Origin of the sequence: Paraburkholderia sp. Clong3 (genome assembly GCF_050436485.1) — a bacterium.
GTDB lineage: Bacteria > Pseudomonadota > Gammaproteobacteria > Burkholderiales > Burkholderiaceae > Paraburkholderia > Paraburkholderia tuberum.
The window spans coordinates 453,342-473,653 of the sequence record NZ_JBNDMH010000001.1 but is presented as its reverse complement, the minus strand read 5'-3'; the positions used below and the strand labels follow the sequence as shown (position 1 = coordinate 473,653).

17 protein-coding genes and 5 pseudogenes are annotated in these 20,312 nt (G+C 59.2%); 13 read left to right on the top strand and 9 right to left on the bottom strand.

The window, feature by feature from the left end; translation table 11 throughout:
• The first annotated feature begins 13 nt into the window (after positions 1–13).
• Positions 14–1,144, top strand: coding sequence for an IS110 family transposase (locus tag OKW30_RS02385; protein ID WP_429345856.1), 1,131 nt, complete (start codon positions 14–16; stop codon positions 1,142–1,144).
• 297 nt (positions 1,145–1,441) lie between these two features.
• A pseudogene (locus OKW30_RS02380) lies at positions 1,442–1,561 on the top strand (IS5/IS1182 family transposase); the annotation flags it as partial.
• 36 nt (positions 1,562–1,597) lie between these two features.
• On the opposite strand, the gene OKW30_RS02375 reads toward OKW30_RS02380, so the two are convergent.
• Together OKW30_RS02375 and OKW30_RS02370 are read right to left on the bottom strand one after the other, a co-directional pair.
• A complete protein-coding gene (locus OKW30_RS02375) occupies positions 1,598–2,752 on the bottom strand; it encodes an acyltransferase family protein (protein ID WP_429345855.1) in 1,155 nt (384 codons plus the stop codon).
• Entirely contained in the window at positions 2,752–3,693 is a 942-nt protein-coding gene (locus OKW30_RS02370) for a sterol desaturase family protein (protein ID WP_429345854.1), read from the bottom strand. Before OKW30_RS02370 ends, OKW30_RS02375 begins: the two co-directional genes overlap by 1 nt.
• A gap of 206 nt (positions 3,694–3,899) precedes the next feature.
• Here OKW30_RS02370 and OKW30_RS02365 point away from each other — a divergent pair.
• The 4 genes and pseudogenes from OKW30_RS02365 to OKW30_RS02350 form a co-directional block, all read left to right on the top strand.
• Positions 3,900–4,265: pseudogene (locus tag OKW30_RS02365) on the top strand (transposase); the annotation flags it as partial.
• Between the two features lie 348 nt (positions 4,266–4,613).
• Complete coding sequence (locus OKW30_RS02360; protein WP_429345853.1) at positions 4,614–5,060, top strand: SRPBCC family protein; 447 nt, start codon at positions 4,614–4,616, stop codon at positions 5,058–5,060.
• 317 nt (positions 5,061–5,377) lie between these two features.
• A complete protein-coding gene (locus OKW30_RS02355; RefSeq protein WP_184005448.1) occupies positions 5,378–5,554 on the top strand; it encodes a hypothetical protein in 177 nt (58 codons plus the stop codon).
• A gap of 10 nt (positions 5,555–5,564) precedes the next feature.
• Positions 5,565–5,744 (top strand): hypothetical protein, encoded by a 180-nt coding sequence (locus OKW30_RS02350; RefSeq protein ID WP_429346105.1) that lies wholly within the window; start codon positions 5,565–5,567, stop codon positions 5,742–5,744.
• A gap of 251 nt (positions 5,745–5,995) precedes the next feature.
• On the opposite strand, the gene OKW30_RS02345 is transcribed toward OKW30_RS02350, so the two are convergent.
• Entirely contained in the window at positions 5,996–7,630 is a 1,635-nt protein-coding gene (locus tag OKW30_RS02345) for an NADP-dependent glyceraldehyde-3-phosphate dehydrogenase (protein ID WP_429345852.1), read from the bottom strand.
• A 1,016-nt stretch (positions 7,631–8,646) separates the two neighbouring features.
• On the opposite strand from OKW30_RS02345, the gene OKW30_RS02340 reads away from it, so the two are divergent.
• Positions 8,647–9,087: a hypothetical protein gene (locus OKW30_RS02340; RefSeq protein WP_429345851.1), complete on the top strand. Its 441-nt coding sequence runs from the start codon at positions 8,647–8,649 to the stop codon at positions 9,085–9,087.
• A gap of 22 nt (positions 9,088–9,109) precedes the next feature.
• Positions 9,110–10,198 carry a hypothetical protein gene (locus OKW30_RS02335; protein ID WP_429345850.1) on the top strand — a complete coding sequence of 363 codons (1,089 nt, stop codon included), beginning with the start codon at positions 9,110–9,112 and terminating at the stop codon, positions 10,196–10,198.
• Between the two features lie 197 nt (positions 10,199–10,395).
• Here the strand turns inward: OKW30_RS02335 and OKW30_RS02330 are convergent.
• Positions 10,396–11,972: pseudogene (locus OKW30_RS02330) on the bottom strand (IS3 family transposase).
• A 19-nt stretch (positions 11,973–11,991) separates the two neighbouring features.
• Here OKW30_RS02330 and OKW30_RS02325 point away from each other — a divergent pair.
• Positions 11,992–12,297: an acylphosphatase gene (locus tag OKW30_RS02325; protein WP_429345849.1), complete on the top strand. Its 306-nt coding sequence runs from the start codon at positions 11,992–11,994 to the stop codon at positions 12,295–12,297.
• 24 nt (positions 12,298–12,321) lie between these two features.
• Here the strand turns inward: OKW30_RS02325 and OKW30_RS02320 are convergent, their stop codons facing one another.
• Positions 12,322–13,137 (bottom strand): class I SAM-dependent methyltransferase, encoded by an 816-nt coding sequence (locus tag OKW30_RS02320; protein WP_090810770.1) that lies wholly within the window; start codon positions 13,135–13,137, stop codon positions 12,322–12,324.
• Between the two features lie 302 nt (positions 13,138–13,439).
• Here OKW30_RS02320 and OKW30_RS02315 point away from each other — a divergent pair, with 302 nt between their 5' ends.
• Positions 13,440–13,712, top strand: coding sequence for a hypothetical protein (locus OKW30_RS02315; protein WP_429345848.1), 273 nt, complete (start codon positions 13,440–13,442; stop codon positions 13,710–13,712).
• A 117-nt stretch (positions 13,713–13,829) separates the two neighbouring features.
• Positions 13,830–14,159: pseudogene (locus OKW30_RS02310) on the top strand (NIPSNAP family protein).
• Positions 14,160–14,243: 84 nt separating this feature from the next.
• Here OKW30_RS02310 and OKW30_RS02305 read toward each other — a convergent pair.
• Positions 14,244–14,690: a type II 3-dehydroquinate dehydratase gene (locus OKW30_RS02305; RefSeq protein WP_090810774.1), complete on the bottom strand. Its 447-nt coding sequence runs from the start codon at positions 14,688–14,690 to the stop codon at positions 14,244–14,246.
• Between the two features lie 4 nt (positions 14,691–14,694).
• Positions 14,695–16,038, bottom strand: a complete 1,344-nt coding sequence (locus OKW30_RS02300) for an MFS transporter (protein ID WP_429345847.1) — start codon at positions 16,036–16,038, stop codon at positions 14,695–14,697.
• Between the two features lie 127 nt (positions 16,039–16,165).
• On the opposite strand from OKW30_RS02300, the gene OKW30_RS02295 reads away from it, so the two are divergent.
• Together OKW30_RS02295 and OKW30_RS02290 are read left to right on the top strand one after the other, a co-directional pair.
• The gene (locus OKW30_RS02295) at positions 16,166–16,951 is read left to right on the top strand and encodes an IclR family transcriptional regulator (protein ID WP_018422624.1); all 786 of its coding nucleotides are present in this window, start codon (positions 16,166–16,168) and stop codon (positions 16,949–16,951) included.
• Positions 16,952–17,310: 359 nt separating this feature from the next.
• Positions 17,311–17,844, top strand: a pseudogene (locus OKW30_RS02290) (dihydroxy-acid dehydratase); the annotation flags it as partial.
• A gap of 684 nt (positions 17,845–18,528) precedes the next feature.
• Here the strand turns inward: OKW30_RS02290 and OKW30_RS02285 are convergent.
• Positions 18,529–19,680, bottom strand: a complete 1,152-nt coding sequence (locus OKW30_RS02285; protein WP_184074566.1) for an IS110 family transposase — start codon at positions 19,678–19,680, stop codon at positions 18,529–18,531.
• A gap of 274 nt (positions 19,681–19,954) precedes the next feature.
• Positions 19,955–20,266 (bottom strand): high-potential iron-sulfur protein, encoded by a 312-nt coding sequence (locus tag OKW30_RS02280; RefSeq protein ID WP_184069709.1) that lies wholly within the window; start codon positions 20,264–20,266, stop codon positions 19,955–19,957.
• Between the last annotated feature and the right edge of the window lie 46 nt (positions 20,267–20,312).

Genomic DNA, 20,312 nt, shown 5'->3' with positions numbered 1-20,312 from the left:
CGCGGAGGCCAGCATGGAGCACGATAGCACTCTTTACGTGGGTCTTGATGTTCATAAGGATTCGATCACGGTCGCCTATGCCATTGGTACGGGCGAGGTTGAACTGCTCGGCAAGATCGGTACTACGCAGGCCGACGTGGAACGGTTGTGCAAGCGACTGCAATCTAAAGCGCGATGCGTCAGCATCGTCTACGAAGCCGGTCCGTGCGGATATGGGCTTTACCGGCAGCTTGTCCAGAAAGAATTCCAGTGCATGGTCTGCGCGCCCTCGCTGATTCCCCGCAAGCCAGGTGAGCACATCAAGACTGACAGACGTGATGCCGTCAAGCTCGTCCGATCGCTGCGTGCCGGCGACCTGTCGGCCGTATACGTCCCCAGCGTCGACGATGAAGCATTCCGGGATCTGGCCCGCGCATGGGTGATTGCCAAGGACGACCTCAAGCGTGCACGGCAAAGGGTAAAAGCCTTTCTGCTGTCGCACGGCGTGCGCTACACCCGCTCTGCCGACTGGGGGCCGGCGCACCGACGCTGGCTGAGCGCACACAGCTTCGACAGTGCGTGGCAGCAGTTTGCGTTTGAAGAGCTACGTCGCGCGATCGAAGACCGGCTCGCCCAATGTGACCGGCTGGAGTCTGCGCTGCGTGAGGCAGTCGTCAACTGGCGCTTCTATCCCGCCGTCCTGGGCCTGCAGGCAATGCGCGGTGTCCAGTTCACCACGGCAGTGGGCATGCTCGCCGAGCTGGGCGATCTCTCACGCTTCGTGCACCCACGCCAGTTGATGGCGTGGCTCGGGGTGACGCCCTCCGAGCACTCATCTGGCGGCAAGCGTCGTCAGGGCAGCATCACTAAAAGCGGCAACAGTTATGCAAGAAAGCTGCTAGTTGAAGCTGCATGGAGCTATCGCCACCCTGCGCGTGTGAGCCCCGATATTCAGCGTCGCCACGAAGGTCTGCCTAAACCGATTGTAGATCGAGCATGGGACGCACAGGTGCGCTTGTGCCGACGCTATCGCAAACTCGTCGCGCGCGGCAAGCAGAAGAATATCGCCGTAGTCGCAGTTGCCCGTGAACTCAGCGGATTCATCTGGGACATCTGCCGGCTTTCCTTGTCGCTGGCCATACCGCGCGAGACACAGATGCCATGATGTACAGCAATGCCCTGCGTCTGCATCCACCGTAACCACACGTGCAGGAGTTTCCTGAAGGCGGCGTAGCCCGGCACACGAGTAACCCGCGACCAGGGTAGGCAACGGATCTCATCCGACTTGCGGTGGTAGGTAGCGGAAGGCTCATTGGGCGGACATCTGTAATGCGGTAGCCAATCCGCGGATATCAGCTTGATCCACCGTCGAGATTTACTGCTACGTCGCCCTCAGGAAATTCAAACACCGAAAACACAGAACCGATCATATTGACACGAGAAGTCATATCATCCTGGCGGCATGAAAAAACGCGGGCCCTACCCAACGGATGTATTGGATGAAGAGTGGTATTTCGCTGCTCCGTATCTGACCTTGGTGAGCAAAGACGCACCGCAGCGCCGCTACGAATTGCGCGAGATTGAATCTCTGCGGCTGCCTCTCCCCGCTTTCTGACGATCATTCGAGCGTCGGCGACTTCGTGATTCGGACCGCGGGCGCCGGTACGAGATATCGCCCCCCCGGCACGGCGGCGGCGATATGCAACGCACCGGTTTCGATACGGTCTAGCAAGCCGCGCAGTTTCAGGGCACGCTTTTCGACGCCATGCCACGACATCATTGCAAAGAGAAGCGTGAGGGCGAGGGAAATCGGAAAATGAACGTACCAGGTGAGGGCGGCCGGGGCAAGCAGCGCGGCCACAGTTTGCTGTATCGGGAAACCGTAAAGAAAGATGCCGTATGAGTAGTCACCGCTTGCGACAAAGCGGTGGCGTCTTGGTTGCGTGAGTCCGAGAAAGACGGTCAGATAGGCGGCGGGCAGCGCCGCGAAGTAATCCGCGCCGCGAACGGATAGGCAAATCACTGCGACGAGGCCAGATAGCACACAGAGCCATGAACTCCAGACGATCCGGTTGCGGAACTGGTACGCGCAAACGCCATAGAAGAAACAGAGAACGAGCATCGGTCCGTGTACGGTCATACCGGCCGAACCGGAACGGTGCGCAAGCGCAACGAGTAAGACGTTCGCACCAATCGATGCGGCGAGTAAAAGATGCGGTCGTTGTGCCATGCCGGCATACGACGCAATAGTCAATGCGACGTAACAGGCTAGTTCGAACGGTAACGTCCACAATTGCTGATTGATCGCATCCGGCCAAGGATTGTTGGCGAACATACCTGGCAGCGCGAAATGGACGTCTCCGAGAATGTTCAGGAAGTACGCCCGGAACTCGGGATCAGTGAAATATTGATGAAGTGGAAGCGTGGTAAAGAACGGCCCGATCAGCAATGCGGCGATCAGCGTGTCGACCGCCAATGCGGGTAGCAGCCGCAGTACCCGCAGCCCGCAGAAGGAAACGATCGTGCGGCAACGTTCGAAGCTGCCAGCAACCAGGAAACCGCTCAGAGCGAAGAACATTGGCAAGATTAGCGCGAGCGGTGCTCGTGCAGGCCCGGACCATACCGCTTGAGTGAACTTGTGACCATAACAGACGTTAATGGTGTGGCTCGCGACCACGAGGACGGCGAGCACGAGACGCATGTAGTCGAAACCCGATGGCCTGTTTTTCGCATCGGCAAGCCGCGATCCGAGTGTCGTTGCGAGTGGGGACATCACTCCGTCCTCCGTGGGGATGGGTCTTGTACAGCGGTGGCGGGTAGCCTGACGGTGAATGGCATCAGCAGATAATCAACCAGACCGTCAGGTTCATCAGTGTAGTCAAGACCGACCTCGGGCCATTCGCCTTTCTTCGGGAAGTGTGCGGTCCCAAACAATACGTCCCATAAGGTCACGACTGCAGCGTAATTTCGGTTGTAATGGCGCAACTCGACTGAATGGTGAATTCGATGAAATCGATTGTCTGGGAACAGATAGGAAATCGGGCCAAAGCTGATGCGTGTATCGGCGTGCTCGAAGGTGCCCTGAATGAGTATCACCATGCCAATCAACGACCATAGGAATGGAGGATGGAAGTCGATCAGTAGTGCCATTGGAAGCGTGACAACGAGGGGACGGAGCAACTCCTCCGATACATGCATATTGCAGTTCCACACATTCATCTCGCGAATCGAATGGTGGACCTGGTGGAACCGCCATAAGAAACCGAACGTATGCTGCGCGCGATGGAACCAGTAGTACAGCAAATCACCAATCAGTATCGCCCCAGCGATAGCAAGGGCGATGCCGGTGGCGTGCCAGACTGGCCGCGGCGAATCCAATACGCCGTCAAGCGATATCGAGAAAAGCGGTCGGATATGCAGTGCGACGATCACAGAATGATAAAGTTCGAAGAAAAGCCCACCTATAAACAAATAACAAATGTGAAACAGAATGCCGCGCGCGCGTGATGCAAACGACACCTTGCCATACGGCAGCATGATCTCGACGGCGACGCAGAGAATAGAGGCAACAGCGACGCGCTCTCCCGCACGCAAGGTATGAGCAACATAAGTCAACACATCGAACGTTTGCATCTTTTTCCCCGATTCGAGATGTGGAGGTCTTCGAATGCTGTGCTGCACAACGCTGCCATGAGGATGAGGATAGTGGGACACGGGTGCTCTCGGGGGCGCATCACACCGTCAGTTTCGGCCATCATTCAGCGGGTATTCCCTAATCGTAATACGAATTATGTTTTATGGCCGTACGTAAACGGCGGTTTCAAGGTCGAAGCGCAACGGCGGATTTAATGTTTAGAGCCTTGAGGTTGAGCTGCTGAAGCAAGTGTTGCGGCAAAGACCTCGAATGGCGAATGGAAGGCGCGTTTGATCGTTTCGTGACGGTCTACGCGGCGAAATATCCGAAGGCAACGGAAACGTTGAAGACGGACCGGGAAAGCCTGCTGGCGTTTTACGACTTCCCGGCTGAGCACTGGCAGCATTTGCGGACCACGAATGCGATTGAGTCGACGTTCGCGACGGTGCGACACCGTACGACGCGCACGCGCAACTGTGTGTCGCGACCAACCTTCCTTGGTCTGGCATTCAAGCTGATCGAGGAAGCCGAGAAAACCTGGCGCCGCGTCAACGGGCCCGAAAAGATCAAGCTGTTGCTGGAAGGCATTGCCTTCAGGGATGGCGAACCGGTGAAAGACGATCAACCGGTTCAGCAGGAACTCGCCGCCTGAAGTCCCTGCTCATCAAGTTGCCTATACACCATGCATGGACGCCCCCGGCTTGCCAGGTTCTCGTTTGGAACGGATTGAAGGTAACGATTGCAGCCATGCATCCGGACTTCAATGGCGGCGTAGGCCGGCGGTCCCTGATGCGTTGCAATCATCGATCCTCTAAAAAGGACCGGGACGCTATGGCGACCGGGGACGCTTCGACCGCAACGCAGTCCGTATGGGGCGATATACCTGTTAAACGAGTGTCAACCGTCTACGGGTTTTGCCTGGTCTCGTGCGTGTCGATTCCCGCAACGCGGGCGCGTCGTGACAGTATGTCCAACCCCTCCAGTGAAAGGCACACTCATCATGGCTACCGGAACCGTCAAATTCCACCGTGTCTTGCGCACGACGCCCGAGCGTATCTATCGCGCGTTCCTCGAACCCGCCGCGATGGCGAAATGGCTACCGCCGTATGGCTTCACCTGCGACGTGCATCAGATGGATGCGCGCGTCGGCGGCACCTACAGGATGTCGTTTCATAAGTTCGGCTCGGGCAAGGGGCACTCGTTCGGCGGCGAGTACGTCGAACTGGTGCCGTTCGAAAAGATCCGCTATTCGGACCATTTCGACGACCCGAATGTGCCCGGTCAGATGCACACGACCGTTTCGTTGCGGCAGGTGTCGTGCGGGACCGAACTGAACATCGTGCAGGAAGGCATCCCCGAGATGATTCCGGTCGAGATGTGTTACCTCGGCTGGCAGGAGTCGCTCGCGCAACTGGCGAAGCTGGTCGAGCCGGAGATTGCGGACTGACATTCAATAACAGCCGCTTGCTCCGCCATCGAGCAAGTGACCCGATGGCACTTTATTCTCCCCGCCAAACGACCGTCCAGTGTTCAACCGCTTCGCGACGGATTGAATGCTATTCCGCGAGGTTTTCCGATTGGGCGCCGCCGAATCTTCGTTGCGGCGAGGCATTCTCATCGTTGGCATTGTTTAAGCTTGAATTAAGCCACGCTACGTACTCTTCGGACCGAAGCATGAGACGACAACGGCCCGACGGGGCGCATTCTTTCCGTCGAGGTATGAGCGCGACAACTCGGGGCATTCCCAGACAGAAAGAGGTTGAGATGATGTACTTGATTACCGACCTGAAAATGGTCGAAAGCTACGGTCGCATCAAAGCTGACAGCGGCGATGATGCGCTGCATGAGTTTGCGGTCAGCGAGGGCTTCCTCGACCTGATGGAGTTCGCCTCCGCCCGGCCCGCGTTCGCCAACGACTTGCTCGCTGTTCAACTGCAATAAGGAGACTGACGTGGCCATGACTTTGGGGCAGGCGCTGGTGCACGCCGAGCAGCTGGAAGTCTACGGTGTGATTTCCAGGGCGTCGCAGGCGCTCATCCGGCTGATGCAGGAATACCGAGCCGTAGTCGGTGTGGAACAATACGAGCAGATTATCGAGCAAGCGGGCGTGGCTCATCCGGACCCGCAGTGACCCGCTCCGCGCATCCTGCACCAGGGAAAAGCGTTGGGTCGATGCATGAAGCAGCGCCATAGGACGTCGCAAATATTCGTCGCTTTTAAACCTATGCTTTTCGACGGGCATCGACTGGCCGGACGTCGTGCGAAATCGCCCCAACTGACGAATGGACCCTTTCACTCAACCATGCGCACGATGCGCTGACCTTTACGGCATCGCGCGCTGAATCTCCGCACCGGGACTCGAGTTCGATACCCGTCGAGCCGCTAAAAGATAAAACCGGTGTTCACGAACTTCGAGTGATGATTCGTGACCATCGTATCGAGCAGCGTCTTGTTCAGGTCGGTCTCCCTGGCCGCGACCATAGAGCGAATCGAGAACGCGCGCAACGCATCGGTGACCGATAGCGTACCTTCCGCAGAATCCTTGCGGCCGGCAAACGGAAAGACGTCTGGGCCTCGCTGGCACTGGCTGTTGAGATTGACGCGGCACACCTGATTGACGAGCGGGTCGACCAGCGAGCCAATTTGGGCAGCGTCGGTGCCGAAAATGCTGACCTGCTGACCGTGGTCCGAAGTGATGACATACTCGAGTGGTGTATCGATGTCATCGAACGGCACGACTGGGATGATCGGTCCGAACTGCTCCTCACGATAGAGCATCATCCCTTCCTTCACGGGGTACACCACGGCCGGATAGAAAAGAGTTTTGCAGAACACGCCACCACCTTCGTTCACGACCGCCGCGCCTTTCGCTTTCGCATCGTCAATTGCCTGAGTCATGTAGGCCGTGCGATGCATCCCCGGCAGCGGTGTAATGGACACACCCTGTTCCGACGGCATGCCGACCTTGAGATTTTTGAGCGCTGCGTTAAAGCGCTGAAGAAACGTATCGACGATCGAGCGGTGCACCATCAATATCTTGAGCGCTGTGCACCGTTGACCATTGAACGACAACGTACCGAGCAGACATTCCTTCACGGCGAGGTCTATGTCGGCGTCAGCCAACACAATCGCGGCGTTTTTGGCGTCAAGGCCGAGAACGGCGCGTAGCCGATGCGACTTTGGGTGCTGTTTTTTCAGGTGGTCTGCAACCTTGCTTGAGCCGATGAGGGCAAGCACGTCGATCTTTCCTGAGGCGAGTATGTGTGGCACCACCACCGCACCCGGTGCATAAATCGTGTTGACGACGCCTTTCGGGAAAGCAGAGCGGAAAGCCTCGAGCAGTGGAAAGAACAACAGCGTGCCATATTGGGGCGGCTTGAACACGACGGTGTTGCCCATCAGCAATGCGGGAATGAGCGTCGCGAACGTTTCGTTCAGCGGATAGTTGTAAGGCCCCATGCACAGCACGACGCCCAGCGGGGTGCGGCGAATCTGGCCGATGGTGCCCTCGGCGATGACAAAGCGCGAGTTGCTGTTGTCTAGCTCCTTGAGCGCCGAGATAGTGTCTTGCATATAGCTGATGGTGCGGTCGAACTCCTTCTGCGAATCGACAAGGCTCTTGCCGATTTCCCACATGATCAGATTCACGATCTCATGGCGCCTGGCCGCCATGAGACGAATGAAGTCTTGCATGCAGCCGATGCGCTGCGCGACTGTCATCGTTGGCCACTCACCGCGGCCGTGATCGTAGGCTCGCACGGCCGCGTTCAGCGCGGCATCGCTCTCGACCTCGCCCATGACCGGATAACTGCCAATGACGACCTGTTCAGCGTCGCCGGAGGCTTGTCGCACGCAGACTGGCGACTGCACGCTCTTGCAGGCGCCATCCCATGCCTTCAGTTCTCCATCGACGAGCGAGACGCGCTGATGAATCGGCTCCGCGAGGCGGGCGGAATCGGGAATATCGTCGGTGACTGGAAACAACTGCCAGAGGTTCTCGAAGTCAATATTTGCCACGTTTCGCTCCTATGTTCGTGCAGTACGCGGTGGTCCGCCAGGTGTTGGGGATTGCTCAAACGCAATCAATGCGACCGTGCCTACCCGCTGGTGACGTAACGGTACCTGTCGGACCGATCATTGGGTCGTGCGCAAGCGACTGTGCCGGTGTTTGGTGGCTGTGCTTCGCGGCGGGCGCAAGACACAGAGAGAAGCATAGCTAATGGCAGAGAACAGAGTTGAAGACGAACCGTGTTCAACACCTGATGAACGGTGAAGTCGGTTCCGACAGTGATATCACGTGGCGCGGCGCGGCACCGCCGAGCTTGCGGGCGAGCTTAGTCAGCAGCTGCGGAAATGTCCTCGTAACCGGATTCGATTAGATTCGTCATCGTGGTCTGCAGTTCGACCAACGGCGTAGCGGTCACTGCGGTCGCTACCCCGTCGGATTTCGGAAGCAGTCCGGCGAATGCCGCCATTCCCGTCCCGCATGCTGTTAGGAGTAAGGTGGCAGCAAGTACGGCTGCACTGCCGCGCAGCGCTTGCTTGGGAGCGAAGTCCGCAAAACATCGCATCATGGCTATCTCCGGTTGACGCAGTTTCTGGACGCAAAGACCGTGCCGACGGAGGGGCTGTCAGGCAAGCGTGCCGCTAACCGGCTGCGTAGGCGTTGAATGCTCGCGTGACAGTGGCGACGTGGACTCGGTGGTGGGACTCGCCCTACACTTTGACCGGACAGTGACGGTCCGAAACCAACATTTCGCTGCGGAGAATTGCGCCCGCATGTTCCTGAACATTGCCCGGCAAGCGTTCAGGGATTGTCCTGTGCCGCTCGCTCGAACAACCGTATGTGCGAGGCAGCGAGGAACCCGGCGATAGTTCACTTGTTGCGAAGTCCACGTGACACTTCTGTGGCGTGCGCACCGATATACTGTTTCCTCCTACCGAACAGCTGTACTAACATCGAGTAACGGTTCGAGCATTGACGACCGGGCGGGGCCGGGGAGGCGAGTGTGTTTTCCCCTTGGAGAGCCAGGATGAAAGAAAACTCATCTCGTGAAATCGTCGAACTGCTGACAAAAGTGGTCGGGCGCAGCGCCACGCATGTACCTAGGGGGCAGAGCCGCCGCAGTGCCTCAAAAGCGATCGACCGGCTTGAAGAAATCAAACGGAACGCCGCGTTTGCTCGCCAATACGAATCAGCACCGGAACCGCTACGCGAATTGGTGATGAGGCGGGCCGTAGAAGTCCACGACCTGGCGATTGCACGAGATTACGCGAGCGCCCTCAATGCCCTCAGTGCGGTTGTCGATTTCCTCTATCAGCATCTTGTAGACGACTCCGGCTCAGCAACGCCGCCGAGCAAACTGGCAAGCGTCGATTTGAATGCGGTTCACCGGGCTCTTCAATTCGGAGGTCTTCCGGGACAGTCGCAGCAGGACCCAGATGACGACAACCCACCGCCAGTGCGTCGCTGAACTTGCCAAGGGATAATCTCCGATGCTCTCGGGCCTATCGAAACTGCTGGACAAAGCATTTATCCTCGGCTTCTTTTTGCCGGCCCTGCTTGGCTTTACAGGCTTTCTCGCGGCAAACGCCGATATCCCGGCATTTTGCGATTTGCTACACAAAGCGACCTCGGACAGCGACAAGGTTGGAAGCCTGTTCTCTTTCCTCATCATCGTATGGGTCCTATCGCTGATCCTGTTGGTATTGAACAACTGGTTTTATCAGGTTCTCGAAGGATACAAATGGCCATTCAATCGCGAGGCATGGAAGCGCGATGAGCGAAATCGCCGCAATCGTCAGCTGGACCTCATAGAACGCCTCCGTACGGAACTCGCTACAGAGAACAGTACAATCGAGCGGCTTAAAGCCTCAAAGGAATCGTTGGAATACAGAAAGGCTGAATCGAACCTAGCCACCGTAAGGGCGAGGCTGTACCGCAACCAGGAGCGGAACGCCCGTGATTTCCCCCGGTATGAAAATCTCGTTCTTCCTACGGCCTTTGGGAACACGTTGCGTGCATTCGAGGGTTACTCGAGCGAAGTCTATAAGGTTGACAGCATATTCGTATGGCCGCGTCTTCTTGCAGTCATCCCAAAGGACTATCAGGCAATCATTGCGGATGCGAGAGCTCCAGTTGACTTTCTGGTCGGACTCGTCGTTCTGGGTACCTTTACGTCCATCTTTACCTTGGTGCGAGCGATTGACATCTGGCTTGCGGACGGACTGTCCGGTAATTACCTGTTGGCGGATCTTTTTCAGAACGCTGCGATTGCGGCCGCCATTGCGGCAATTGCGTATCGGCTTGCGATTCTTGAGGCAAGAAGCTGGGGCGACGTTGTCAAATCAGCGTTTGACCTTTATCTTCCGGCACTCGCTGAGAAGTTAGGTTTTGTTCTCCCGACGTCCCAGGCCGCACAGCGGGAGTTCTGGGCGGCATGGAGCACGCAGTTCCGCTTCCATGCGCCGGCAAATACCGCGTGGTGGACACGTATCAAGCCGGTGACGCCAGCAGCAACGACGAAGGCGGATTGGGAGGCGACAGACTCGGCAGGCGAAACCGACGAGGTGCGCGGAGGTTGACTGTCGAACCTGCGATTCGTGTCGAGCAGAGCTTTTGCTTCCGGACTGACAGCGACAGCGACCAGAGGCAATTGCGCTGCGTCTTATCCGACCTGGAGTTACGTGCATCATGACGCCACAGTTCGATACCGATTTACGGACCAGACTGGTCAGGGTACGGAAATTTTCAAGCTAGTTGTCGCCTCAACGAATAAATTTCAGGCGGCCTTTCGCTCCAGATTGCGGCGTTGTTGATGGATGCCCTGGTCATCGATGCGATCAGGGTTCAGATGCACAGCATCGACGCGCTGCCAGTTGCGCGTGCGGCCCTTCCATCGAAGCGGATTGCGCTGCCGAGCACTCGCGTAAAGCGCCGTGCGTCGTTCCAGAATATCCTGATCGAGGTTGGCATGACGCTGCGCGGGCGTCACAAACCGGATTGCGCTGTGACGATGCTCATCGTTGTACCAGCGCACCAGTGCGCCGACCCAGGTACGTGCGGCCAGCAGGGTATCGAACGCTTTGAGCGGGTAAGCGGGCCGGTACTTCAGGGTCTTGAACAGCGACTCGGAATAAGGGTTGTCGTTGCTCACGCCCGGGCGACTCAACGACGGCATGACGCCCAGCGCCTGGAGGGTGGCGAGCATCGTCGCGCCTTTCATCGGGCCGCCGTTATCCGAATGCAGAATCACCTGGTTGGGCCGTATCGCTTCGCGCGCGCAGAGGTCCCTGAGGACTTCGCTGGCCAGTACGCTGCTTTCCTCGGCATAGACCTGCCAGCCGACGATCTTGCGACTGAAGACATCCAGAAACAGGTAGAGATAAAAATACTGTCCACGGATCGTCGTCGGCAAATACGTGATGTCCCAGGAATACAGCTGGTTCGGCGCGTCGGCGCAAACTGAACGGGGTTTGCTGCGAGCGTGGGCCGGCCGTTCGCTGCGCCGGTGGGCGAGTTGCTTCTCGGCCTTCAGTACCCGGTAGAACGTCGATTCGGAGGCAATATAGCGTTGCTGGTCTGCCAGTCGCGGCACGATCTGGCTTGGCGGCAGATGACCGAATTCGGCCGAGTTCGCGACTGCCAGAAGCTCGGCGCGTTCCTCGGCAGAGAGCTTGTGGCGCGGCTCGTGGTGCCGTAACGAGCGCCCGTCCATCGCGTCAGGCTCGCCCCGCTGCCAGCGCTGAACTGTGCGCGCGCTGAGCCCCAGAATCTCGCACGCGTGCGCCTGCCGAGCCCCGGCCAGGGTCGCCTCGTTGATGAGGCCGATCAATGCCTTGCGCTCTTCAGGGGCCGTCATTCGGCCTCGTCCCCGAGGAGCGCGCGGTACTTTTTTTGCAGCACCAGTAGCGCCGCAGCTTCGGCCAGCGCCTGCTCCTTGCGCTTCAGTTCGCGCCGCAGTTGAACATTGGCCTGCTTCAGATCCCGTACTTCCTGGGCGCTCTCACGTCGGCTACCGGCTGCGCCAACGGCGCAAAAATCCGCTCGCCACTGCGCGAGATGATGCAAAAACAGGCCGCGCTCCCGACACCAGCCGTTCAATGCTTCGTCCGCCAGGCCGTGGCTCTCCTGCAAGGCAATCAGGCGTTCTTCCAGCGACCAGTCTTCCGGACGCCTTGTGTGCCCAGAACTCGAGCTCCGGTTCGCGGCGGCGGTGCCTCTCATCCAATTCCTTAATGTCAGTACGTTCACGTTCAATTCGTCAGCCACGGCGCCAACCGTTCGGCTCCCGCGCTGCAGAACCTTCGACAGCGCCTGCTCCTTGAACTCAACAGAATACGTTTGTTTCGTCTTCAACTTGTACCTCTGACTCTTCTTGATAAGAAAGTTCAGAGGCGACAACTACTATGACGCCGGGGGGGTATATGGTCACGTGCAGGGGGTAGGTTACCGGCAGGCTTGCATCGACGAGGCCACGGCTCGAGGCATCACGGGTTGGGTGCGCAACCGGATGGACGGTTCGGTCGAGGCTGTGTTGCAAGGACACGCTGAAGAACTCGAGCGAATCTGCCATTGGCTGGTTGACGGTGCGCATGCAGCTCTGGTGGACCGTCTGGAAGTCCAGGAACTATCGCCACCAGTAGCCAGGTTCGATGAATTCAAGCTCGCCGCGACGGTCTAGTTGAGTTGAGTCAACCCGCTCGCCCTAAGGCTTGAGTGCGGAAGCCAGAACGCAGCTCATCGGAAGCCTGAGGTCCCCCGTATCGCTGCGATACGCCTGCGCCTCGTGTGCGACGGCCCGTTCAATAGACGCTAGCGCCGCCGGCGTCTGCGCGTGTAGCAACGCGGAAACCCGCACGCCACCACGCAGGAGTGCATGAAAAGGTGTATTGGGAGCACGAAGCACGAGCGTGAGGTCCAACTCCCGCACCTCCGGTTGGACGAACCCGGCATCGAGCAACAGGCGCTTCGATTCCTCCCAATCGCTGAATCGGAAGAAGGGTGGTCCCGGCGGGACGGGTACGTCGGTCGTCCCGTGCTCCTCGATTGCCTTCAATACCATGCCGAAGCCAACCGCCTTGTTCGGTGTCGCCCATACCGTGAAGGCGATTCTGCCGTTAGGTTGCAGTACACGAAACGCCTCCGCGAGCGCGCGCTCGGGGTGCGCAAAGTGCAACATTCCGAAGCTGATCCCCACTGCCGAGAAGCTTGCGTCGGGAAATGGCAAATCCTCCGCGTCGCCGACGCGGAACTCAAGTGCCGGAAAGACGCGTCTCGCCTTGTCGACCATCGCGACCGAGAAATCCACCCCGGCGACATCCGCGCCGCTGCGCGCGGCGGCCGCCGCGAGGTAGCCCGGGCCGCAGGCGACGTCGAGAAAACGGGCTCCCCGCCGAATGCAGAGGGTTTCGAGCATGGCCTGGTTCGACTGGGCGGTCAAATCACCAAAATACTCATGATAGGCCTGCGCGACCCGCTCCCAACCTTCGTGCTCGAAGGTACTGAAGTCGAGTTGTCCCATGCTTACCCCCACCGGTTTTACACGTTGGCAACCTTTAGCGCATGCCTATGTTCCTCGTAATCCGTATGTCTGGCTATCGGGGAAACAATCCAGGCCGGCGACAGAGAAAGCGAACGAATGTGTGGTGCGACGCACAACCAACGTCGTCTAAAGCCGCCAGACTTTCGCGCGCGTCGGCGCTGGCTGACGTACCCCCACGAACCGATACGCCTGCTTTCTCTCTGGCGCTTCGCATTTCAGCGCCAGGTCGCGAAACGCCTCACTTGCGTTAGACTGGCTCGAGCAACCGGGAGGAGACCTGGATGATACGCAAGACGCTTAATGCCTCGCAGCTTCAGCAGGAGGTCAGTCGGCGAATCCATCGACTGCAGGAAATCGTCGAGGATGGCGTGAAGATTCGCGTGCCGCGGCCGCAATTGCAAGAGGCTGACAAGACAGGCTGCAACTGGGATATGACCCACTTCGGTAACGCGATCGGCTTCGAGCGCGACATCGAGGGCGTACTCAAGGCCATGCGTGCGGAATACAACCTCAGTACCGAAGTGAAGGACACCGGCAACCCTTTCGGGGACTAGCCGCGAAAGTTACAACCAGCGCGGGTCGCGCGTGAACGCCACCGTCAGCCAGCGGTCCGGGCTCACCGGTAACGCGATCGCCACCAAAACCATGACCTCCAAAGAGAAGGTGTACGCATGAGCACCCGCCCCATCTATCTGGCAAAGCCCCTGTTGAATTTCCGGGTCTACACGATCGCGCTGCGCAAGATGCCCGAGTTTATCGACGTGTTTGACAGGCTCGCCATGCCAATCCTGCTCGAGACGCTTGGACATCCGCTCGGTTTTTGAACCAGTCTGGTCGGGCCGCAGAACCAGTTCACCCACCTGTGGGGGTATGACGATCTGGCAGACTACGAACGACGGTGCCTTGCACGCGATACGCATCCGGATTTCCCCGCCTCTCTCAAGGCATCGGGCCATCTGATCACGGCACAGCAGACACGGCTCATTCGTGCCTCCGCGTAGGATAGCGTCGCAGAGTAAGCCGGTGCTGCGGCCGAAGCGGGCTCCATCGAGGAGCCCGCGTGCTTCATGAATCGAGGAGCCGGCTCAGGTCTGGTTGCCCCACAGATCGTCAATCGCGCGGATTGCTAGCAAGTATCCGTTTGCGCCAGCCCCGCAAATTACCGCGGTAGCCGCCACCGAAATCGTCGAGTGACGATATTCCTCCGAGCGTCGGTGGATGTTGGTGATATGCAATTCCACTACTGGTCGGCGGATGAGCTTGACTGCGTCGAGCACCGGAATCCGACCGAATGAAAAGCCGGCTGGATTGATGATCAGCGCGGCGTCCTGCAAGAACGCTTCCTGGATCCAGTCGATCAACTCGCTTTCGCTGTTCGTTTGTCGGAATACGCAGTCGAACTCGAGGGCGTCGGCCAGCGCGAGGCAGTTCTGTTCGATGTCCTTCAGCGTAGTGCTGCCATAAAGATGAGGCTCCCGCGCGCCCAGCATGTTCAGGTTGGAGCCATTGAGGATGTAGAGTTTGCGAGTCATGGTGTCAGTGTGTAGAAGAGCGTTCCAGGGCCGTGTCTCTGGTTTCCCGGGATATTGCGATCATCAGGAAGGAGATCAGGTTCAGCGAGCCGCAGACCGCTACGATGGCCCAAGGGGAACCGTTAAAGGCATTGAGCAGCGCCACGGCGACGATTGGCATCGGGCCGCCGGTGAGCAGGTTGGCTCCCGAGTACGACAGTGCGGACCCCGTGTAGCGCGCATCGGTCGGAAATGACTCGGCGAACCACACCGGCTGGATGCCGCTCTGGAACTGTGTGAAGCCGAGGAAGGCGCCCATCACGGCCATCGTCATGGCGATCGAGTTCTGGTTGAGAATCGGAAAGTAGATCAGGCAGCAGATCAGCGTGCAGAACGAGCCGATCATCAGCGCACGTTTGCGTCCGATCCGATCGCTCAGATAACCGCCCGCCAGCGCTCCCGCGATGGCACAGACATTCGCAACCATCAGCAGCATGAAACCGGTCTGCTTTGGTACGCCGAGGTGTTTCGTCAGATAGCTGAGCGAGAAAACCACGATCAGATAAAACAGTGCGGCCGGGCCACAGAAGAACAGCGTCAGGCGAAGCGCGGTGCGCCAGTGATATTTGAAAACGGTGCCTAGCGGATTGGCAGCGCGTGTGGGAACGGCAGTCCTCTTGAGCGCCTCGAAGGCGGGTGTCTCGCTAACCTTCCTGCGGATGTAGATGCCCAGCAGCACCAGCACAAAGCTTGCGAGGAACGGGACTCGCCATCCCCAGGAGTCGAAGTCGTCCGATGAAAGCAACGCGGCCAGTGTAAAGAGCGAGAAGTTGGCGAGAATCTGGCTGAGTGGCGAGCAGATGCCAAGCAGGCCCGAATACAAACCGCGTCGGTTAGCAGGCGCATGCTCGACCGCCATCAGTTGCGCGCCCGTCGACTCGCCGCTAAGCGCGAATCCCTGGATGATGCGCAGTGTCACCAGCAACGTCGGCGCGAGGATGCCAACCCGGTGGTAAGTGGGCAACAGCCCCATCAGGAACGATGAAGCTCCCATTACCGACACGGTGATAAGCATCAGTTTGCGGCGTCCCCAACGGTCCCCGAGCATCCCGCAGATCACCGCGCCTAGCGGGCGTGCGGCCAGCCCTGCCCAGAAACTAGCCAACGACGCGAGCAGCGAGGCGGTCGGGTCCAGCGATGGGAAAAACAGCTTTGGAAAGATCGTGGCCGCGACCACACCATACAGCGCGAAGTCGAACCATTCGAGTGCCGTTCCGACGGTTGCGCCTGCCACCGCCCGACGCGCCATCAAGTGAGCCTGCGCGGACTGTTGTTCCGCGGCAAGGCCTGAATCAGCAAAAAATGACATGTTGTCTCCTGAATTCCTCATATGTCGAACCGTTCGTATCTGGCGACGAACAAGTGCTATTGTTTGCGCTCAGAAAGCGAGGCGTTCCGCACCGGAACTGCATTGCGCATAATGAAAATCACGCGAAATGTCGCTCAAAAACGGCCTGAGAATTCTTGATTTCCTGGCGACGCAAGCCGAAGGCGCGGGTCTTCTGGCGATTGCCGACGCTTTGTCCCTGCCCCGCAGCACGTGCCACCGCGTGCTCGCCGAGCTCATCGAAGGCGGCTATGTCAGGCAACTGGTCGATCACAGCCGCTACATTCTGACAATGCGTATGACGTCGAACGGGCTGGAATTCCTGAGCCTGACGGGCATCGCGGATATCGCCCAGCCGATCATCGAACGCGTCGCTGCGCAGACAGGCGAACTGGCGCGGCTGTCGTTGGTGGACGGCGAAGCAATCATCTGGGTGGGGAAGGCGGACGGACAGCGCATCGGCTTTCGCTACGATCCTGACATGGGCCAGGCAGCACGACTTTCATGCACGTCGACCGGACACGCATGGCTGATGACAATGACTGACGAACAGGCGGCGGCACTGGTTTTGAAGCAGGGTTTTGGACAGCCCAATGAGTTTGGACCCAATGCGCCGACGACGCTCAAGGCGCTGCTGGGCTTCCTGCACGCTGCGCGCGTGCGTGGCTACGCGATGATCGACGAGGTGTTTGCCCCGCGCATGTCAGCGGTGGCGGTGCCCGTGGTGAGCGGCTCGCGTTGCGTCGGCGTCATCAGTTTGGCCGGTCCGCGGGTGCGGCTGACGACCGAGAAGATTCACGAGTACTCGATGCTGCTGCGCGAGGCGGCGAATGAACTGGCCCAGCTAAGCAATATGGCGGGATTCCCGAGTCGGCCGCCGCTCGGCAAGGGATGACGAGACACAAGTGTAAAACCATCCGACCGGCGAATTTCGTGCGCTTCGCGCCGACCTGCGGCCTCCGATACGTTGGCGCAGATGACCGAACGTCTTCCTGTCGGATGCGCAACTAACGGTCGGGCGCCATGCTGCCATGACACCCGGGCTTTGCCCCAAAACCCGCTGACAAAGGCGGCCACGACGACTTGCCGTCGCTGCGTTATGTCTGGTTGGCACCGGGATAGCACGCTTCCATCGAAGCGACTTCGCTTTCGTACAGCAAACACGTCGCTCATCTGCCGTGCGCACAACATGGCGCGCGCGCAAAGCGAAGTGGCCGTCGCGACCGTGATCGACGATGCCGACATTCACGCGTGGCCGCCGCTACTCCCGAACTGCTCGAACACGAAGGGCGTGCCGTGGTATTTACCTCGCTCGAAGATCTGGCCGCGCGCATCGACGACCCCGGTCTGGACGTTCGCGCGGACGACGTTCTCGTATTGCAGAACGCGGGGCCGCGCAGTGCTTCAGGCATGCCCGAGGCCGGCTATCTGCCGATCCCGCAGAAACTTGCACGGGCGGGGGTGAAGGACATGGTGAGGATTTCAGATGCGCGCATGTCGGGCACGGCGTACGGGACCATCGTGCTTCACGTGACGCCAGAAGCGGCGCTCGGTGGCCCGCTGGCGCTGGTGCGCAACGGTGATCGGATCCGGCTCTCGGCGCGGGACAAGCGGATCGATCTACTGGTCGACGAGGTCGAGCTGGCGCGTCGTGCCGCTGAGATTCGTCAGGCGCAAGGGATGTATGCGCGCGGTTACCAGCGGCTCTATCACGATCACGTGCTCTCTGTCGCCGCAGGGTGCGACTTTGATTTTCTCACCGCGTTTCCTTCCGAAGAGCTTAAGTAAGTTCATCCCCCATCAGAGGTGTCGTCGAAGATTCGATCGTCGAATTCGATCGGGAACGGGTCGTTCCGGCTCAGAGTTCCGGCTTCGGACGCGTTCCGGCAGTCGTCAAGACGCGCCGAAACAACGTTTCGGATGTGATTCCCGACTATGGCGGATTGCCACGGCCCCAGTGTTTCGAGGCGTGTAACGCCCATTGGTATCGCGGCTCAATCTCGCAAGTGGCCGGACTAGACCGTCGATCCTGTTGGATATGACCAGGCGAGATGGTGCTGAACGGAGGCTTCTATGGGGCATTGGAAGTCAAGCCCTTTCGCGATCCATTTTCCCGTCAGTTATCTCCCATTCGAGAGCGCGAGAGGTTATCCACCACCGGCCAACGGGTCGCCTGTCACGACCATGACGCTGGCCGGTGGTGGATAACCTCTCGATAAGATGATTTGCAATCCTCCATATCAAGCGAGAACAGCAGTGAGGTCGGGGTGTCTGAAGTCCGGACAAGTTGACCGGACCAACTTCTATCCGTGCCGGCCACCAGACCGGTCACCACATACCGCATGCGCAAGGCGCTGGAACCACCCCATTACGGACGCGCCCCATCTAGAACCACGGTTATCCGCCGGACAACCCACCTCCGTTCCGGGCGCGCCAAACCTTCAAACGCTGCTGCCGCTCGACGTTGGCTGTTCAGGTCGCCGTCACCTTCTTCGCAGGCGGCTTGAGGGTTGCCCCGAGGGGAATCTCGCCGAATTCCAGATAGCGCCATAGCGCGACCGCCAGACGTCTGGCAAGTGCCACAATGCCGATGCGTCGCATACGCTTGCCACCGCCTGCAAAGCGCTCGTTGAACCAGTCGCTTAGCTGGCTGCTGCGCTGGAAGCGCAACCAGCTCCACGCCAGTTCCACCATCAGCCATCGGGCTCGCTTGTTGCCGATCTTGCTGATGCCCTGCTCAACTTCACTGGTACCGCTGGCATAGGGCGTCGGGGCCAGGCCCAGGCAGCCGGCCACTTCACGGCGGTTGTGAAACTGTCGCCAGCCGAACAGTTCCCTGACCAGGACCCAGGCACTGCCCGTTCCGATACCCGCGAGGTGCGCGAGCCGCGCAATCGCGGGTTGCACACCGCTGCGCACCTCGCGCTGCTGCTGTGCCTCGAGCGTCCTGATCTGCCTGGCAGCCAGCGACAGCCGCTCACATTCGCGCTCGATCTCGGCGCGCAGGGCTGGCAACAGCTGAGTGGTGTGCTCGGCCCACCAGTGCGCCCACGCGCGGCCACCGATTCGCTCGGGCCGCAGGTTGTGAAGTACCAGCAGCGAGCGGATGCGGTTGCTATGGGCAGTGCGCTCCTGGCGCAGGCGATCGAGTTCACGGTGTACCCGCCGCTCATCTTCCTGTTCGGGAGTCGGGATGCGCGCGACCGCCCACACCCGGCGTTCACCAGCGTAGTAACGCATCAGCATCGACAGCAGTTTGTCGCTGTCAAGCCGGTCAGTCTTGGCGCGACGTCTGCGCCGGTTCACTTCGATACTGGCTGAATCCACCACCAGGTTCGTGATCTGATGTGCTTCCAGACAGCGGTGCAGCCAGAAGCCGTCACGCCCGGCTTCGTAACAGCTCCGCACCGGAGCATCGGCCGCCAGATGACAGCGCGCTTTGGCCTTTGCAATCGCCGTGAAAACTGCGGCCGTATCGCCGGCGGCCACGGTGCAGCGGCTCGGCGCGCGCACCCCATCGCCCAGGGAGAGCTTCCAGCTCCTGTCACCCAGTTCGAAGGCGACATACAGCGATCCGGTGATGGTTGTATCCTGCCCGCGAAGGGCCGTGCGAGGCGCATTCATTTGCGTACTCCTCTCGGAAAACGGGTGTCGGGATCCTCGTTTTACTCCAGGAGGCTTACTTCCGTGGCGCCCTTCCATAGTATCTAGCTTGTTATTCCTTGTCATAACGGCGCACTGGATCGCGGCTATCGGCGCGAGCTACGATGAAGCGAACGGTGACGTGACGACAGCTGGAAGAGCAGTTAAGGGGCGCGACGTCCATCCGACGGCGCTCCACACCCGTAGGTTGACGCTGTACACAGCGGTATGCCCAATGACAACGACGGCCTGTAAATTACGCCTTTTTCACGTAGGCGTTACACCACCCTTTTGCGTCGACCAGCTTGCCCCCGTAAGTCGGACACGGTCCATTCGTGGAACCGGGTTTGCCTTGATACAGTTGGCAATTGGCGCAGGTCTGCCCTGGCTGGTACCGAGGGAATTTCGCCTTGTCGACCTTCGATGCGTCCATCTTGTATCCGAGGGCCAGTGCGGTCGGATCGTTTTCGGACAGCACAGGCGCGTCCGCGTTTGACTTTGTCGAGAGAACCGTCGTTGAGGCAACGGATGCGGCAAGTATCATGAAATGACGGCGAGAGAGCGACACGATCGAAACTCCTTTCGAGACACAATCAGACGGTGGCAAAGTGACG

What these genes read in the sequence shown, in the direction of transcription:
- OKW30_RS02300 (WP_429345847.1), bottom strand. Translation starts at nt 16,038, where the DNA reads ATGTCATTTTTTGCTGATTCAGGCCTTGCCGCGGAACAACAGTCCGCG.
- OKW30_RS02320 (WP_090810770.1), bottom strand. Translation starts at nt 13,137, where the DNA reads ATGGGACAACTCGACTTCAGTACCTTCGAGCACGAAGGTTGGGAGCGG.
- OKW30_RS02335 (WP_429345850.1), top strand. Translation starts at nt 9,110, where the DNA reads ATGCTCTCGGGCCTATCGAAACTGCTGGACAAAGCATTTATCCTCGGC.
- OKW30_RS02355 (WP_184005448.1), top strand. Translation starts at nt 5,378, where the DNA reads ATGATGTACTTGATTACCGACCTGAAAATGGTCGAAAGCTACGGTCGC.
- OKW30_RS02340 (WP_429345851.1), top strand. Translation starts at nt 8,647, where the DNA reads ATGAAAGAAAACTCATCTCGTGAAATCGTCGAACTGCTGACAAAAGTG.
- OKW30_RS02315 (WP_429345848.1), top strand. Translation starts at nt 13,440, where the DNA reads ATGATACGCAAGACGCTTAATGCCTCGCAGCTTCAGCAGGAGGTCAGT.
- OKW30_RS02360 (WP_429345853.1), top strand. Translation starts at nt 4,614, where the DNA reads ATGGCTACCGGAACCGTCAAATTCCACCGTGTCTTGCGCACGACGCCC.
- OKW30_RS02375 (WP_429345855.1), bottom strand. Translation starts at nt 2,752, where the DNA reads ATGTCCCCACTCGCAACGACACTCGGATCGCGGCTTGCCGATGCGAAA.
- OKW30_RS02385 (WP_429345856.1), top strand. Translation starts at nt 14, where the DNA reads ATGGAGCACGATAGCACTCTTTACGTGGGTCTTGATGTTCATAAGGAT.
- OKW30_RS02305 (WP_090810774.1), bottom strand. Translation starts at nt 14,690, where the DNA reads ATGACTCGCAAACTCTACATCCTCAATGGCTCCAACCTGAACATGCTG.
- OKW30_RS02285 (WP_184074566.1), bottom strand. Translation starts at nt 19,680, where the DNA reads ATGAATGCGCCTCGCACGGCCCTTCGCGGGCAGGATACAACCATCACC.
- OKW30_RS02295 (WP_018422624.1), top strand. Translation starts at nt 16,166, where the DNA reads ATGTCGCTCAAAAACGGCCTGAGAATTCTTGATTTCCTGGCGACGCAA.